The sequence below is a fragment of the Yoonia sp. genome, assembly GCF_965660735.1.
In the GTDB taxonomy this organism is placed as follows: domain Bacteria; phylum Pseudomonadota; class Alphaproteobacteria; order Rhodobacterales; family Rhodobacteraceae; genus Yoonia.
In genome coordinates, this window is sequence record NZ_CBFIBD010000001.1 from 86,203 (window position 1) to 102,063 (window position 15,861).

Annotated in this window: 17 protein-coding genes; 13 read left to right on the top strand and 4 right to left on the bottom strand. The window is 59.5% G+C overall.

Annotated elements, in window-relative coordinates:
• Positions 1-39 precede the first annotated feature (39 nt).
• The 5 genes from ACTG4B_RS00425 (at position 40) to ACTG4B_RS00445 (ending at position 5,311) form a co-directional block, all read left to right on the top strand.
• Entirely contained in the window at positions 40-2,295 is a 2,256-nt protein-coding gene (locus tag ACTG4B_RS00425) for an NADP-dependent malic enzyme (RefSeq protein ID WP_439153691.1), read from the top strand.
• Positions 2,295-3,161, top strand: a complete 867-nt coding sequence (locus tag ACTG4B_RS00430) for a ribokinase (protein ID WP_439153692.1) — start codon at positions 2,295-2,297, stop codon at positions 3,159-3,161. Before ACTG4B_RS00425 ends, ACTG4B_RS00430 begins: the two co-directional genes overlap by 1 nt.
• 59 nt (positions 3,162-3,220) lie before the next feature.
• A complete protein-coding gene (locus ACTG4B_RS00435) occupies positions 3,221-4,120 on the top strand; it encodes a D-amino acid aminotransferase (protein ID WP_439153693.1) in 900 nt (299 codons plus the stop codon).
• Entirely contained in the window at positions 4,117-4,815 is a 699-nt protein-coding gene (locus tag ACTG4B_RS00440) for an HAD family hydrolase (protein ID WP_439153694.1), read from the top strand. The genes ACTG4B_RS00435 and ACTG4B_RS00440 overlap by 4 nt, the downstream gene beginning before the upstream one ends.
• An 85-nt stretch (positions 4,816-4,900) precedes the next feature.
• Positions 4,901-5,311 carry a DUF7282 domain-containing protein gene (locus ACTG4B_RS00445; RefSeq protein ID WP_439153695.1) on the top strand — a complete coding sequence of 137 codons (411 nt, stop codon included), beginning with the start codon at positions 4,901-4,903 and terminating at the stop codon, positions 5,309-5,311.
• Between the two features lie 58 nt (positions 5,312-5,369).
• Here ACTG4B_RS00445 and ACTG4B_RS00450 read toward each other — a convergent pair whose 3' ends face one another.
• The 3 genes from ACTG4B_RS00450 to ACTG4B_RS00460 all read right to left on the bottom strand — a co-directional run bounded on the left by ACTG4B_RS00450 (position 5,370) and on the right by ACTG4B_RS00460 (position 7,533).
• Positions 5,370-5,798, bottom strand: a complete 429-nt coding sequence (locus ACTG4B_RS00450; protein ID WP_439153696.1) for a DUF1810 domain-containing protein — start codon at positions 5,796-5,798, stop codon at positions 5,370-5,372.
• Positions 5,795-7,015, bottom strand: coding sequence for an argininosuccinate synthase (locus tag ACTG4B_RS00455; protein WP_439153697.1), 1,221 nt, complete (start codon positions 7,013-7,015; stop codon positions 5,795-5,797). Before ACTG4B_RS00455 ends, ACTG4B_RS00450 begins: the two co-directional genes overlap by 4 nt.
• 80 nt (positions 7,016-7,095) lie before the next feature.
• Positions 7,096-7,533: an NUDIX hydrolase gene (locus ACTG4B_RS00460; RefSeq protein WP_439153698.1), complete on the bottom strand. Its 438-nt coding sequence runs from the start codon at positions 7,531-7,533 to the stop codon at positions 7,096-7,098.
• Positions 7,534-7,610: 77 nt separating this feature from the next.
• Here ACTG4B_RS00460 and ACTG4B_RS00465 point away from each other — a divergent pair, with 77 nt between their 5' ends.
• The 7 genes from ACTG4B_RS00465 (at position 7,611) to ACTG4B_RS00495 (ending at position 14,567) form a co-directional block, all read left to right on the top strand.
• The gene (locus ACTG4B_RS00465) at positions 7,611-8,603 is read left to right on the top strand and encodes an Hsp33 family molecular chaperone HslO (protein WP_439153699.1); all 993 of its coding nucleotides are present in this window, start codon (positions 7,611-7,613) and stop codon (positions 8,601-8,603) included.
• Positions 8,596-9,180, top strand: coding sequence for a CoA pyrophosphatase (locus tag ACTG4B_RS00470; protein WP_439153700.1), 585 nt, complete (start codon positions 8,596-8,598; stop codon positions 9,178-9,180). The genes ACTG4B_RS00465 and ACTG4B_RS00470 overlap by 8 nt, the downstream gene beginning before the upstream one ends.
• Positions 9,177-10,313: a CCA tRNA nucleotidyltransferase gene (locus ACTG4B_RS00475; protein WP_439153701.1), complete on the top strand. Its 1,137-nt coding sequence runs from the start codon at positions 9,177-9,179 to the stop codon at positions 10,311-10,313. Before ACTG4B_RS00470 ends, ACTG4B_RS00475 begins: the two co-directional genes overlap by 4 nt.
• Complete coding sequence (locus tag ACTG4B_RS00480; protein ID WP_439153702.1) at positions 10,306-10,887, top strand: LysE family translocator; 582 nt, start codon at positions 10,306-10,308, stop codon at positions 10,885-10,887. The genes ACTG4B_RS00475 and ACTG4B_RS00480 overlap by 8 nt, the downstream gene beginning before the upstream one ends.
• 68 nt (positions 10,888-10,955) lie before the next feature.
• Positions 10,956-12,788: an ABC transporter ATP-binding protein gene (locus ACTG4B_RS00485; RefSeq protein ID WP_439153703.1), complete on the top strand. Its 1,833-nt coding sequence runs from the start codon at positions 10,956-10,958 to the stop codon at positions 12,786-12,788.
• Positions 12,789-13,991 (top strand): class I SAM-dependent RNA methyltransferase, encoded by a 1,203-nt coding sequence (locus ACTG4B_RS00490; RefSeq protein ID WP_439153704.1) that lies wholly within the window; start codon positions 12,789-12,791, stop codon positions 13,989-13,991.
• 87 nt (positions 13,992-14,078) lie between these two features.
• The gene (locus tag ACTG4B_RS00495; RefSeq protein ID WP_439153705.1) at positions 14,079-14,567 is read left to right on the top strand and encodes a L,D-transpeptidase family protein; all 489 of its coding nucleotides are present in this window, start codon (positions 14,079-14,081) and stop codon (positions 14,565-14,567) included.
• Here the strand turns inward: ACTG4B_RS00495 and ACTG4B_RS00500 are convergent.
• The gene (locus ACTG4B_RS00500) at positions 14,564-15,109 is read right to left on the bottom strand and encodes a CAP domain-containing protein (protein WP_439153706.1); all 546 of its coding nucleotides are present in this window, start codon (positions 15,107-15,109) and stop codon (positions 14,564-14,566) included. The genes ACTG4B_RS00495 and ACTG4B_RS00500 overlap by 4 nt on opposite strands.
• Before the next feature lie 164 nt (positions 15,110-15,273).
• On the opposite strand from ACTG4B_RS00500, the gene ACTG4B_RS00505 reads away from it, so the two are divergent.
• On the top strand, positions 15,274-15,855 hold the full coding sequence (locus ACTG4B_RS00505; protein ID WP_439153707.1) for a L,D-transpeptidase: 582 nt from the start codon (positions 15,274-15,276) through the stop codon (positions 15,853-15,855).
• Positions 15,856-15,861: the final 6 nt, after the last annotated feature.

Consider the following 15,861-nt stretch of genomic DNA (forward strand, 5'->3'; position numbering starts at 1 on the left):
AACCCGCTATGTCTGTCGGACCAACAAGGGGGGAGTGGCATGGCCAAGATGAAGATTACCCGCGAGGATGCGCTGACATTTCATTTGCAGCCAAGCCCCGGGAAATGGGAAATTCAGGCCACCGTGCCGATGACGACGCAGCGCGATCTGTCGCTGGCCTATTCCCCTGGTGTCGCGATCCCTTGTGAAGAAATCGCCGCAAACCCGGCCACGGCCTATGATTACACCAACAAGGGCAACCTTGTGGCGGTCATTTCCAACGGCACGGCGGTGCTGGGGCTGGGCAATCTTGGCGCACTGGGCAGCAAACCCGTGATGGAAGGCAAGGCGGTGTTGTTCAAACGTTTTGCTGACGTCAATTCCATCGATATCGAACTTGATACCGAAGACCCCGACGAATTCATCAAGGCCGTGCGCCTGATGGGCCCCACGTTCGGCGGCATCAACCTTGAGGACATCAAGGCACCCGAGTGTTTCATCATTGAACAGACGCTTAAGGAACAGATGGATATTCCGGTGTTCCACGATGACCAGCATGGCACAGCAGTGATCTGTGCCGCCGGTCTGCTGAATGCGCTGCATATTTCGGGCAAAAAGATCGAAGATGTGAAAATCGTGCTGAACGGCGCGGGCGCTGCGGGCATTGCCTGCCTTGAACTGCTGAAATCCATGGGTGCGCAGCATAACAACTGCATTATGGCAGATACCAAGGGCGTGATTTATCAAGGCCGAACTGAAGGCATGAACCAATGGAAATCGGCCCATGCCGCGACCACCAGCGCGCGCACGCTGGCCGATGCGATGCAAGGGGCCGATGTGTTTCTGGGCGTCAGCGCCAAGGGTGCCGTCACGCAGGACATGGTCATCAGCATGGCGCCGAACCCTGTCATCTTTGCCATGGCCAACCCCGATCCAGAAATCACCCCCGAAGAAGCCCACGCCGTCCGTGAGGATGCCATCGTCGCCACCGGGCGCAGCGATTACCCCAATCAGGTGAACAACGTGTTGGGCTTTCCCTATCTGTTTCGTGGTGCGCTGGATATCCACGCCCGCGCCATCAACGACGAAATGAAGATCGCCTGTGCCGAAGCGCTTGCCGCGCTCGCGCGCGAGGATGTGCCGGACGAGGTCGCACTGGCCTATGGCAAAAAGCTGAGCTTTGGGCGTGATTACATTATCCCAACGCCGTTTGATCCCCGCCTGATCCACCGCATCCCGGTTGCCGTCGCTCAGGCGGGGATGAAAACGGGCGTTGCCCGGCGGCCCATCGTCGATATGGACGCCTATGAGGCATCCTTGAAATCGCGGATGGACCCGACCGCATCCATCCTGCGGGGGCTGAATGCGCGGGCGCGTGCGAACCAGTCCACTCTGGTCTTTGCAGAGGGTGATGACCCGCGTGTGCTGCGTGCTGCTGTGCTGTATCAGCGGTCGGGCATGGGCAAGGCGCTGGTGGTTGGACGCGACAGCGATGTGCGTGAAAAACTGACCGCTGAAGGTCTGGCCGATGCGGTGGATGAGCTGACGATCGTGAACGCGGCCAACACGGAATATTTGGAAACCTATAAGGATTTCCTGTATCAGCGGCTTCAGCGTAAAGGTTTCGACGCGCATGATGTGCACCGGCTGGCCGCGCGTGACCGGCATGTGTTCGCTGCGTTGATGCTGGCCCATGGCCACGCCGATGGCATGGTGACGGGTGCGACGCGCAAATCGGCGCATGTGCTGGAACTTATCAACCATGTCTTTGACGCAGGTCCGCATGATGGCGCGGTCGGTGTAACGGCGGTGCTGAACAAGGGGCGGATCGTGTTGATCACCGATACGCTGGTGCATGAATGGCCCGATCAGAACGATCTGGCCGACATTGCCGAACGCGGTGCATCGGTGGCCCGCGAACTGGGTCTTGATCCGCGTGTGGCGTTTCTGTCGTTTTCGACCTTTGGTTACCCGGTATCTGAACGCGCCGAAAAGATGCATCAGGCCCCAAGGGTGCTGGATGAACGCGGTGCCAATTTCGAATACGAAGGGGAAATGACCGTCGATGTGGCGCTGAACCGGCAAGCGCAGGAACATTACCCGTTTTCGCGGCTGACGGGCCCAGCGAACGTGCTGGTGGTGCCTGCACGGCACTCGGCGTCAATCTCGGTCAAGCTGATGCAGGAAATGGGTGGCGCGACTGTTATTGGTCCGATCCTGTCGGGGATCGGTAAACCAATCCAGATCTGTTCCACAGTCAGCACTGTCAACGACATCCTGAACATGGCGGTCATCGCCGCCTGCAAGGTCGGCTGATGGCCATCTGGAACCTTGGGTCGATCAACGCGGACTTTGTCTATGCCGTGTCGCATATTCCCGCCCCCGGTGAAACGCTGTCATCCACTTCGCGCAAGGTTTTCCTGGGCGGCAAGGGGGCGAATATGTCCGTGGCTGCCGCCCGCGCTGCGGCGCATGTGAACCATATCGGCGGGGTCGGGTCGGATGGTGAATGGGCCGTGCAGCGCCTGCTGGAATATGGCGTCGATACCCGCAACATTGCCGTTCTGGCCACCGAAACGGCCCAGGCGATTATCATGGTGGACCCTGCGGGTGAAAACGCCATCGTGCTGCATCCCGGTGCGAATGTGCAGATTCCCCAGTCGATTTTGCAAAACGCGATGGCCGAGGCGCAGACCGGTGACTGGCTGGTGATCCAGAATGAAACCAACCTGCAACGCACAGCCGCTAGTCTGGGCAAGAGAATGGGGCTGCATGTTGCCTATGCCGCCGCCCCCTTTGATGCGGATCGGGTGATGGCTGTCTTGCCGCATCTGGATTTTCTGATCCTCAACGCGGTCGAGGCGGACCAGCTGCAACAGGCCACCGGTCAATCCCCCGCCGATCTGCCAGTGCGCGATGTGATCGTGACGTTGGGCGCTGACGGGGCCGATTGGTATGGGCCAGACGGCAAACAGCATTTCGATGCGATCAAGGTTGATCCGGTCGATACCACCGGTGCAGGTGACACGTTCACCGGCTATGTTCTCGCGGGGCTTGACCGGGGTATGCCCATGGCGCAGGCAATCGTGCAGGCGATGCGCGCATCGGCCCTGATGGTGATGCGCCACGGCACGGCAGACGTTATCCCCGACCTGTCAGAGGTGCAGGCGTTCAAACCCTGACAAGGCCCCTTGGCACGTCGCGTGACCTGGCCTAGCGTCCCGCCAAAGGGAGAAACGCCATGACCGATGTCACCACCCACCAGGCGCAGGACGATGCGCGCAACGAGGATATACTGATCTATCTCGATGGCCGGATCGTGCCCAAGGCGCAGGCCGTGGTCAGCGTCTATGACAGCGGTTTCATGCTGGGTGACGGCGTATGGGAAGGGTTGCGGCTGTATGATGGCAAGTGGGCGTTTCTGGACGACCATATCGACCGCCTGTTCGAGGCTGCGAAAGCCATTGACCTGGATATTGGTCTGGACCGAAAGGGCGTGATTTCCGCCTTGTTAGAGACACAAAAAGCCAACGCCATGACCACAGATGCCCACGCGCGCCTGATGGTGACACGCGGTGTCAAGATTCGTCCGTTCCAGCATCCCGGCCTGTCGCAGCAGGGACCGACATTCGTGATTATCATGGAACATTCGCGCCCGAAAATCCCGCGGCCGATCACGCTGGCAACCGTGCCGCATCAGCGCGGGTTGCCCATGACGCAAGACCCCAAGCTGAACAGCCATTCCAAGCTGAATTGCATACTTGCCTGCATCGCCGCCCAAAAGGCCGGCGCGGACGAGGCATTGATGCTGGATGTCCATGGTTTCGTGAACACGACGAATGCCTGCAACTTTTTCATTGTGAAAAAGGGCGCCGTTTGGACCAGTACAGGCGATTACTGCATGAACGGGATCACCCGCCAAAAGGTGATCGACTTATGCCATGCCAATGATATTCCGATCCAAGAGCGTAATTACAGTCTTGTCGATACCTATAGTGCGGACGAGGCGTTTCTGACCGGAACATTTGGTGCGCAGACCCCCGTAGGCAGTATTGATGGCCGCACCATCGGCGCAGGCGAGCTGGGGCCGGTCACTGCGCGGTTGCGTGAACTTTACAAAGATCTGGTGGCAAGGTCATGAGGATCGCGATGTGGTCCGGCCCGCGGAATTTGTCCACTGCGATGATGTATGCCTTTGGCAACAGAGCGGATTTCGCCGTTTGGGACGAACCGTTCTATGCGCCCTATCTGGCGGCGACCGGACTTGACCATCCGATGCGTGCCGAGATTCTGGCGGCGCATGAGACCGACCCGGCCAAGGTTGCAATGCGGTGTTTAGACTCTATTCCAGCCCAAAAGCCCCATTTCTACATGAAACACATGCCGCATCACATGCTGCCGGATTTCCCGCTGGATTGGGCCGGGGACTGTGTGAACATCCATTTGATCCGGCATCCAGCCCGCGTAATTGCTAGCTATGGGGCCAAGCATGACCAGATGGGCGTGGATGATATCGGCTTTGCCGCGCAGACGGCGCTGCACGATCGGATCGGCGGGCTGGTCATCGACAGCGCGGATATTCGGGCCGATCCGCGTGGCATGATGGAAAAACTTTGTGCTGCGATCGGACTGCCGTTCGATCCTGCGATGTTATCATGGCCGGCAGGCCCGCGCACCGATGACGGCGTGTGGGCGCAGCATTGGTATAACGCCGTGCATCAATCCACCGGTTTTGCAGGGGCCGAGGGGCCATTGCCCGTCTTGAAAGAGCAGCAGAGAAAATTGCTGGATCAGGCGCTTGAACATTACGAAGCACTTTACCGCAAAAAAATCTGACAGGGCGTGAAACTCTTTCTCCGGCGTTCGCGTGGCTTGGGCATCTCGCAAGCATCCGCTTGCGTTGCAATTACGGAGAACGACAATGAAATTTACACTCGCATCCGCCTTTATTCTGTCCTCGTCCATGGCCTTTGCTGCCGGTCATGCCGCAGCACCGATGGTGTCCGCAGCCGATCAGGACGTGTCAAACGGGATCGTCAGTGCCGAGACTGTCATGGCCGGTGAAAACGGTTGGATGGTCGTGCATCGCACAGACGCCGGGATGAAACCTGGCGCCGTCGTTGGCTATGCGCCGCTGCGCATGGGCGAAAACACCGATGTTGCCGCGATCTTGATGGAAGAGGTTCAGCCGGGCGAGATGCTGATGCTGATGGTCCATGCGGAAACCGGCGGCATGAAAACCGGCGGCTTTGAATACACGCTGGGCGCAACCGAAGACGGCCCCATCCGTGTTGATGGAAATCTGGTTATGGCGACAATCACCGCACAGTAACCGACAGATGTTGTTAACGAGTATTCTGATCCCCTCAAAGGGGTTGTCCTTTGGGGGATCAGACGTTGATTTCAGCGGTGGTTGTCCCGCAGCGCGCACCATCGAAAAACCGGTCAAGCAATTGTTCAAACGCAGGCGGGGCACCGGGCACGGCAGCAAACAGCGTTGCACAGGATTTCAGCTTTTTCGCATCGGTGCTGCCAAAAATCTGCACTGCCGAGCTTTCCGGACCCTGTAGCAGCAGCCCGACAACCGTGTCCAACCGCGGCCCCAGAACCGGATGATGGTAGTATTCCGTCGCTTCGGCCAGATCGTTGATGCCATAGAGCTTGGCCATATCCGACTGACCCAGCGACGCAAGCTGTGGAAAGACGAACCACATCCAGTGCGTGCGTTTTTTGCCCGCGCGCAGTTCGGCCAGAACACTATCCCAGACAGTGTCCTGTGCTTCTACGAACAGGTCGAGTTCGTCATCGTCTTCCATCATTTTTCCAAACGGCGGTTGCGGGCCGCCAACAGTTTCAGGCGCAGGGCGTTCAACTGGATAAAGCCTTGGGCATCGGCCTGATCATAGGCACCTGCATCATCCTCGAACGTGACATGCGCTTCGGAATAAAGCGAATGATCGGACCAGCGGGCGACGGTGTTGCAGCTTCCTTTGTAAAGCTTCACGCGTACGGTGCCGCTGACATGTTCCTGCGATTTGTCGATCAGTGCTTGCAGCATTTCACGTTCAGGGCTGAACCAGAACCCGTTGTAGATCAGTTCCGCATAGCGCGGCATGATGCTGTCTTTCAGGTGGCCAGCGCCGGAATCCAGCGTGATCTGTTCGATCCCGCGATGCGCCTCTAGCAGCACGGTGCCGCCGGGCGTTTCGTAAATGCCGCGCGATTTCATCCCGACAAAGCGGTTCTCGACCAGATCAAGCCGACCCACGCCATGTTTGCCGCCAAGCTCGTTCAGCTTGGTCAGGATGGTGGCTGGCGACATCGCCTCGCCATTGATCGCTACCGCATCGCCGCGTTCGAATGTGATTTCCACCATTTCCGGCGTATCCGGTGCGTCTTCGGGCGCGACCGTGCGCTGATAGACGTAATCGGGCGCTTCCTGTCCCGGGTCTTCCAGCACTTTGCCTTCGGACGATGTGTGCAGCAGGTTGGCATCAACGCTGAACGGCGCTTCGCCGCGCTTGTCCTTGGCGACGGGAATCTGATGCGCCTCTGCGAATTCCAGAAGGCGGGTCCGGCTGGACAGGTCCCATTCGCGCCAGGGTGCAATGACCTTGATGTCTGGGTTCAGGGCATAGGCGGCCAGTTCAAACCGCACCTGATCGTTGCCCTTGCCGGTCGCGCCGTGGGATACCGCATCGGCACCTTCGGCGGCCGCAATTTCCACCAACCGCTTGGAAATCAGGGGGCGGGCGATGGATGTGCCCAGCAGATACAGCCCCTCGTACAGTGCATTGGCGCGGAACATCGGGAACACGAAATCGCGCACGAATTCTTCGCGCAGGTCTTCGACATAGATGGCGGATGCGCCCATCATCTCGGCCTTTTTACGGGCCGGTTCCAGTTCTTCGCCCTGACCAAGGTCGGCGGTAAAGGTCACGACTTCACAGCCGTATTCGGTTTGCAGCCATTTCAGGATGATCGAGGTATCAAGGCCACCAGAGTAGGCCAGAACGACTTTTTTCGGGGCGGTCATGCGCGTGCCTTTACGTCAATAGATCTTCGCAAAGCGCGATATCGGTTTTTAGGAGCAGGGGCAAGCCAACCGGTTTTCGTCTATCTGATCAACCCCGCCACAAATGCTGCATCCCCGTCATTGGCCAGCGCATCAACCGCATCCGATGGTGTCATCCAATGTGCGAAATGCCCGGGTTCGCTGGGCGCACCGTGGGGCCGGACGGGCCGTGCCAGGTAGATATGGCACAGCTTTTCCGCGAACATGTCGTATTCGGGCATGAACACAAACCGGCGGAAAGCGCCCAACCGCACCGGCTTGCCGATCCGCCATCCTGTTTCTTCGAACACTTCGCGGTGCAGGGCATGCAGGGGGCTTTCGCCGGGGTCGATACCGCCGCCGGGCAGTTGCACCTCGTCATGGGGGGCTGTCTGATAGGTCAGCAAAAGCTGCCCGTCGCGCGGCAAAATCGCATAAGCGCCGGGCCGCAGCGTATAGCGTTGCCCGTTTCGTGGCGTCTTGCCATACCGTCTGATCATAGCTTGCCCCCTTGGACCATAGCTTGCCCCGCCTATATAGGCGCGGTATGCCATCCCGTGACTTGTAAGGAAAGACCATGAGCCTCAGCGCACAGATCGCCTGGGACGACACCGTCCTGCCGTTTCAACTTGACGCATCCGACATTCGCGGTCGGGTGGCCCGTCTGGATGGCGTGCTGGAACAGGTCTTGTCGCAGCACGACTATCCCCCCATGATCGAAGGGCTGGTGGCGGAAATGGCGCTGCTGACCGCGCTGATCGGCCAGACAATGAAACTGCGCTGGAAGCTGTCGTTGCAAGTGCGCGGGTCCGGGCCTGCGCGGCTGATCGCGACCGATTATTATGGACCCACAGATGACGGCGAACCGGCCCGCATACGCGCCTATGCGTCCTACGATGCGGAAACGCTTGATCAACAGGCAGAACCGTTCAGCCAGATCGGCAACGGATATTTCGCGATCCTGATCGATCAGGGCGAAGGGATGACCCCCTATCAGGGGATCACACCCATTGCCGGTGGGTCGCTGTCATCTTGTGCCGAAACCTATTTTGCGCAGTCGGAACAGTTGCCGACACGGTTTGCCCTGACCTATGGGCGGTCACAATTGCCCGGGCAAGGCGCCAAATGGCGTGCCGGTGGTGTGATGTTGCAGCACATGCCCAAGGCGTCGCCTTTTGCCAAGGGTGAAGGTGGTTCTGGCGAAGGCGGACTGTTGGATGCGGTCGATATTCTGGATGATGACGAGGGCGAAAACTGGACCCGCGCCAATGCGCTGTTGGATACGGTCGAACAGATCGAACTGATCGGCCCCACGATAGCACCCACCGACCTGCTGGTGCGCCTGTTCCACGAAGAAGGGCCGCGCGTGTTCGACCCGCAGCCTGTCAGTTTCGGGTGCAGCTGTTCAGCGGATAAGGTCAGGCAGAGCCTGTCGATCTATTCCGCCAAGGACATCGCAACGATGACCACGGACGCAGGGATCGTCACCGCCGATTGCCAGTTCTGCGGGGCACATTACACGTTCCAGCCGGAAACCCTTGGGTTCGAGGCAAAGGATACCGGTGCCTAGCCTGCATCAAAGATTGGTTGACGCGCTGTCCAGAGGGGGCCGCGCGTCGTCTGATTTTGACCTGAACAAAGATGTTCAAGCCCCCGACATTCGCCTGACGCCTGCGGGTGTTCTTGTCGCGATAAGCGCCGATCGTGAATCTGTCATTCTTACGAAACGGTCGCCCCGTCTGAAACATCACCCTGGCCAGATCGCCTTTGCCGGAGGCAAGCAGGATGCGACCGATGCAACAATCGTTGACGCCGCCCTGCGCGAGGCACACGAGGAAATCGGCCTGCCGCGCAGCATGGTCAATGTGCTGGGCACGCTGCCGACGCACCAGACAGTAACGGGGTTTCAGGTGACGCCGGTGCTGGCGATCGTCAACGGCCCGTTCGACCCGATCCCAGAGGCAGGTGAAGTCACCGAGGTGTTTCAGGTGCCGCTGCACCACGTCACCAACCCCGCCATGTTCCGCGTCGAAGGCCGCCACTGGCAGGGCCGCAGGCGCCTGTATTATGCCGTGCCCTACGGCCCCTACTATATTTGGGGTGCTACCGCGCGCATTTTGCGCGCGCTTGCCGACCGTATGTCATGACCCGGATTGACGCCCCTTGGCTGAAAGATGACGCCGCACAGCAGGTTTGCGCCGTGCTGACCGATGCAGGCCTTCAGGCGTGGTTTGTCGGTGGCTGCGTGCGCAACACGCTGTTGGGTGAACCCGTCGCAGATCTGGACCTGACGACAGATGCGCACCCCGATGACGTGATCCGGCTGGCCAAGGCGGCGGGACTGCGCGTGATACCGACCGGGTATGACCACGGAACAGTCACTATTCTTGCCCAAAACCAACCTTTTGAGGTGACGACCTTTCGCCGCGATGTCGCGACAGACGGGCGGCGCGCCACCGTCTCCTTTGCCGATAATATAGAGGAGGATGCCCGCAGGCGCGATTTCACGATGAATGCGCTATACGTGGCACCGGATGGCACAGTGGCCGATCCCTTGGGTGGTTTGTCTGATCTGCGCGCGCGGCGGGTGCGGTTCATCGAAGACGCCGACCGCCGGATCAGGGAGGATTACCTGCGCATCCTGCGGTTTTTCAGGTTTTACGCATGGTATGGCGATCCTGATGAAGGCCCCGATATTGATGGGCTGGCCGCCTGTGCTGGCAATATTGAGGGGCTTCAAACGCTATCAACCGAACGTATAACGGCGGAGGTGTTGAAACTGCTGGCCGCCCCTGATCCTGCCCCTGCTGTGGCGTCGATGGCGGCAACCGGGGCGCTGGCGCAGGTGTTGCCGGGGGCAGCGGTGGCCGCCTTGCCTGTGCTGGTCCATGTCGAAGACCAAGCAGGGCTTGCCCCCGACCCGATCCGCCGTCTTGCCGTTTTGGGGGGTGATCCGCAATCTGCACTGCGGCTTAGCCGGCAGCAGGCGACCGCGTTGGAGCAGATCAAAAGCGACCTGCCGGCGGGGGGGCTGGGCTATCGGTTTGGTGTGCACCGCGCGATGGATGCCTTGGCTGTGCGGGCAGCGTCGGTGGGACAGGAAATAGACCCTAACATGGCTGAAAAAGCCCGATTTGGTGCCAAACAGACATTTCCGCTAAGCGCGGCTGATCTGATGCCAAAGCTGACAGGCCCCGCCTTGGGCCGCGCCCTGAAACAGGCCGAGGCCCGCTGGATCGCGTCGGATTTTACCCTTGGCAAGGACGACCTTATTGACTGAACTTTGGCCGTTTTTCGGGTTCGTGTTCTTTGGGTTGTTTTCGCCGGGACCGAATGTGATCCTGCTGACCGCATCAGGTGCGCGGTTCGGGTTCCGGCGGACGGTGCCACATATCCTAGGCGTTGCGCTGGGCGTTGGGATTACCTCGGGGGTGACAGGTCTTGGGGTCGGTGCGCTGTTGCTTGCGCAACCTGTGCTGACCTCGGTGCTGAAAACCGGGGCCAGCATCTGGATCTTGTGGATGGCTTATCGGCTGTGGCACGCCGATCCGGCAAGGGCAGACAGGCGCGAGCGCCCTTTTACCTTTGTCGAGGCCGTGTTGTTCCAATGGATTAACCCAAAGGTTTGGGCCGTTGCCATCAGCGCGATGGCCTATATTGCGGCACTGGCACCAGCCGATCAGGCCATGACACTGGCCGCGACTTTTTCCGGTCTTAACCTGAGCGTCTGCCTGTTCTGGACAACGGCGGGGGCACTGTTGTCATTTCTGTTGGCCAATCCGTTGGCGTGGCGCGTCTTCATGCGCATAATGGCGCTGGCGCTAGCAGGGTTTTCGGCGCTCATCTTTTTGTAAGCGATGGCTACTGTTGGACGCGGCAGCCAAAGCGCTAGATAAAGCGGCAGAGCAAATGAAAGCAGCCCATGACACCCGAGCGTTGGATTGACCCGTTCGCCCCCGCCGAGGGGCCGCCGCCCCAGACCCTGATGGCGTTCATGATGTGGGCATTGCGGGGCAGCCTGAAGATGGTCACGCTGGGTGGCGCGATATCGGCGTTGGCCGGCACGCTGGAGGTGCTGACCGCGCTGATGCTGGGTTGGGTGATTGACGCGGCGTTGTCGTCAGCGGCGGATGCGTATTTTTCCCAGAACGCAGTTTTGCTGATCGCTGTCACCGCCTTTTTCATCATTGCACGCCCCTTGGTCCTGGGTGTGTCAGGCGTAATGCAGTCGGTCGTGGTTGGTCCATCGCTCAGCAATCTGATCTTGTCGCGGTTGCACCGGCATTCGCTTGGACAGGCGGTGACGTTCTTTGACGATGATTTTGCCGGGCGGATCGCGCAAAAACAGATGCAGGCGGCCCGCGCGACGACCGATCTGGCGGTGGATATGATCCACACTGTGGCCTTTGCGCTTGCGTCGCTAGTGGGGTCGGTCATCCTGCTGCTGACGATTGATTTGCGCACCGCCGCGCTGCTGGCGCTGTGGGTTGCGGGCTATATCTGGATGATCCGGTTTTTCATGCCGCGTATCCGCGAAAGGTCCAAGGCACGGGCGGCGACACGGGCAATGGTGACAGGACAGGTTGTCGATACGATCACCAACATCAAGACCGTGAAATTGTTCGCCCACGACAAACACGAGGACCGCGCCGCAATCGACGCGATGGAAAACTACTGGGGCAGCGCGGTCGATTATGGCTGGCTGTCGGCGTCGTTCCGGTTCTGGCTGATGGCGCTGGGTGGGTTGCTGCCGATCCTTTTGGTCGGCACGACGCTATATTTCTGGTCGCTAGGCGTGGCATCGGCCGGCGATATTGCCGCGGCGGGGGCTATCGCATTGCGTCTATCGCAGATGACCGGCTGGGTCAGTTTCACGCTGATGGGCATGTATGCAAACGTGGGCGAGATCGAGGATGCGATGCGCACACTCAGCCCGCCACATCAGTTGACCGATGCACAAGGCGCGGCCGACCTGACCGCCGACAAAGGCGAGATTGTGTTTTCCGATGTCAGCTTTACGTATGGTGGCGGCCCCGGTGGGCTGGACGATGTAACACTGACTGTGCATTCGGGGGAAAAGCTGGGGATCGTCGGGGCCTCTGGCGCTGGCAAGTCCACCTTGGTGGCTCTGCTGCTGCGGCTATACGACACCGAGGCCGGCGATGTGCTGATCGACGGGCAGAACCTGCGCGAGGTCACGCAGGAAAGCCTGCGCCGCAAGATTGCAATGGTCACGCAGGAAACGGCGATGTTCAACCGGTCCGCCCGCGATAATATCCGCTATGGCAAGCCAGACGCCACACAAGCCGAGATTGAAGAAGCCGCCAGACAGGCCGAGGCGCATGCATTCATTCTGGATCTGGTCGATCACAAGGGGCGCAAAGGGTATGACGCGCATCTGGGTGAACGCGGTGTGAAACTGTCGGGTGGACAGCGGCAGCGTATCGCCATCGCCCGCGCCATCCTGAAAGACGCGCCGATCCTGGTGCTGGACGAGGCGACAAGCGCGCTTGATTCAGAGGTAGAAGCAGCGATTCAAGGCGCGTTAGAGACGATTATGGACGGCAAGACGGTGATTGCCATCGCGCACCGGCTGTCCACGCTGGCGCGGATGGACCGGATCATCGTGCTTGACGCGGGGCGCGTTGTGGAACAGGGAACGCACGATGATTTGCTGGCCAGGGGCGGGCTTTATGCCCGTTACTGGAACCGGCAATCGGGTGGTTTCATCAATGTCAAAGACGCGGCGGAATAAATGCTGACAATCGAAAGCCTGACCCATCTTGGACTTGGCCGGGCCTCTGACGGGCGGTCGCTGTTGGCACGTGTCCTGCCGGGTGAAGAAGTCGCCGTGGCGCAGGATGGCGCGGTGCGGATCATCATGCCGTCACCCCATCGGGTGGCACCGCGTTGCAGGCATTTCAAAACCTGCGGTGGCTGTGCAATGCAGCACGCCAGCGACGATTTTGTCGCGGCGTGGAAAGCCGGCATCGTGCAAAAGGCGGTGCAGGCGCAGGGCCTGGCCCCGGAATTGATGCCCATCATCACCTCGCCCCCGCAATCGCGCCGCCGGGCCAAGTTTTCGGGCCGCCGCACCAAAAAGGGGGCGATGGTTGGCTTTCACGCCAAGGCGTCGGATATGCTGGTGCCGGTGCCTGATTGCCAGTTGGTCACGCCGGCGCTGACAGCGATATTTCCTGCGCTCGAGGCGCTGACCGTCATCGCCTGTTCACGCAAGGGCGAAATAGACCTGACGGTAACCGATACCCCGTTTGGGCCGGATGTACTGGTCGCAACGGACAAGGATCTGACCGCGCAATTGCGTGTTGATCTGGCAGGGTTTGCGCAGCAGCACAGGTTCGCCCGTCTGGTTTGGAACGACGAACCGGTGGTCACGATAAATCCGCCAGTGCAGGATTTCGGTGGCGTGTCCGTGGTGCCGCCGCCGGGCGCGTTTCTTCAGGCGACCAAGGATGGGGAAATGGCGCTTTTGGGCGCGGTTGAACAGATCACCCAAGGGGCGTCACGCATCGTAGATCTGTTTGCGGGATGTGGGACATTTACACTGCCGCTTGCGCGGCGAGCCGAAATTCACGCGGTCGAAGGCGAAGCCGCGATGCTCGACGCGCTTGATCGGGGGTGGCGTGGCGGGCACCAGTTGCGCCGCGTGACGACCGAAACGCGTGATTTGTTCCGCAGGCCGCTGGAGCTTGATGAATTGCGCAGTTTTGATGCGGCCGTGATAGACCCGCCCCGCGCCGGTGCCGAGGCGCAGATCGCCACGCTGGCGCAATCCGGTGTCAGCACCATTGCGATGGTGTCCTGCAATCCGGTGACATTCGCGCGCGACAGCCGCGCGTTGACCGACGCAGGTTTTGTCATGGGTGCTGTTCAGGTCGTGGACCAGTTTCGATGGTCCCCTCACGTCGAAGTTGTCACAGGTTTCCGCCGTAAATAGTCAACCGTTTACATCTTTTTCTACCTTTTCTCGCTGTTTTCTTGTATTCAGTAAAAAACGGCGCAGACCGGGACAATGGGCAGAAGAATGATTTCAAGACGATCAGTGATGGTTGGCGCAGCCGCAGGGCTGGCCGGGTGCAGTGCGGAACCGCCGCAGTATAACGGCCCGAGTGTGACGCGCGTTCAGGTGTTCAAGGAACAGCGTCTGATGCAGCTGATCGGGGGTCGTAGCCTTTTGCGGGCATACCAGTTCGAACTGGGCTTTGCCCCGACAGGGCACAAGCTACAGGAAGGTGACGGGCGCACGCCTGAAGGCGCTTATCGGATCGATCGACGCAACCCCAACAGTCAGTATTACCTGTCACTTGGCATTTCTTATCCGAATGCGAACGATATCGCCGCCGCGCGTGCGCGTGGGGTCAGCCCGGGTGGCGATATCTTTATTCACGGCACACCACAGATCGTATTTGGCAAGCGGGATTGGACCTGGGGCTGTATCGCCGTGCAAAATCAGGAAATGGATGAAATCTATGCGATGGTGCAGACCGGTACACCGATCTACATCTATGCCTAGCTGCCGGGAATAGGCTGGCGGATCGCCGGGTCGCTGCCCATATTCAATGTCCACCACAACTTGCCGGCGGTTTCCTGATACCAGGCAAACCCCATCAACCGTGCGTCCGGGTCCATGATGACGGCACGCGTGTCCGGCTGCTCCATCCATGCGGCAAGTGTTTGCAATTCGGTTTCATACGATTCCGAAATGTTTTCACCCAAAAGCCGCCCGGGAAAGCCGACCCGACGTGCGCGGTCAAGTGGGCTGGACCCGTCAGAGCCGAACAGCCACGGGCGGTTCTGAATTGACATATCCCGTGCATGTGTCGCGGCAGCTGCGTTCAGACGACCGTCAAGTGCGACGGGAACAAGGCCTTGCGTCTGTCGCAGGACATTTACACTGTCCAGCATGCGAAACTGGATTTCCGCCTCTTGCCCTTCTGTGATTCGGTAGAGCGTGGGCAAAGGCAGCCCGTCCGGACCCAGCCGCGAAACTGGGACCTGTTCGCACGCCACCAGCCCAAAGGCTGCCAGTCCTGAAATCATCTCGCGTCGATACATTTGTCGTCTGCCCTACTGCCTGAGCGGTTCTTAGCGGGATTGCTGTGACACTTCAAACCCACATCGGCGGGGATGCGCCGTTATGACGTTTGTTTGAATTGCGGTTGCCAGCAAGACACAATAAATTCCGTGTTCAAAGCGCGTTGTGCAGATGGAGCATTGAAATGTCACATACCCTATCCCGTCGGGGATTTCTGGCCGCGACGGCCGCTGTTGTCGGCACGGGCGCCGCAGCGCAGACTGCCGGTACGACCGAGATTGAGGGTGATATCACTCAAGCGGTCCAGCGTAACATTTCCAGTTTTCGTTCGTTGGATTGGCAGCCATATTTCAGCAATCTCAAAAATGGTGCGATTCTGGTCGATATCCAGTCGCGTGCGCTGCACTATTGGTCCGAAGACGAGGCGATCTACAAGCTGTTCCCGACCAGTGTTCCCCTGACCGAGGATCTGACACGCAAGGGTCGCACCGAAGTTATTCGCAAGGTCGAAGGCCCAAGCTGGGCACCGACGCCCGCAATGAAGATCAGAAACCCCGAATGGCCGGATTTCATTGGTCCCGGCCCGGAAAATCCGCTTGGCACCCATGCACTTTATCTGTCCTGGCAATATTATCGGATCCATGGCACGCACGACACACGCAAAATTGGTCGCCGGTCGTCAAATGGCTGTGTCGGGCTCTACAACGAGCAAATCGCAGAGTTGTTCGGTTACGCTACCGTGGGCACGCAGGTCTTGTTGATTTGAGATGGG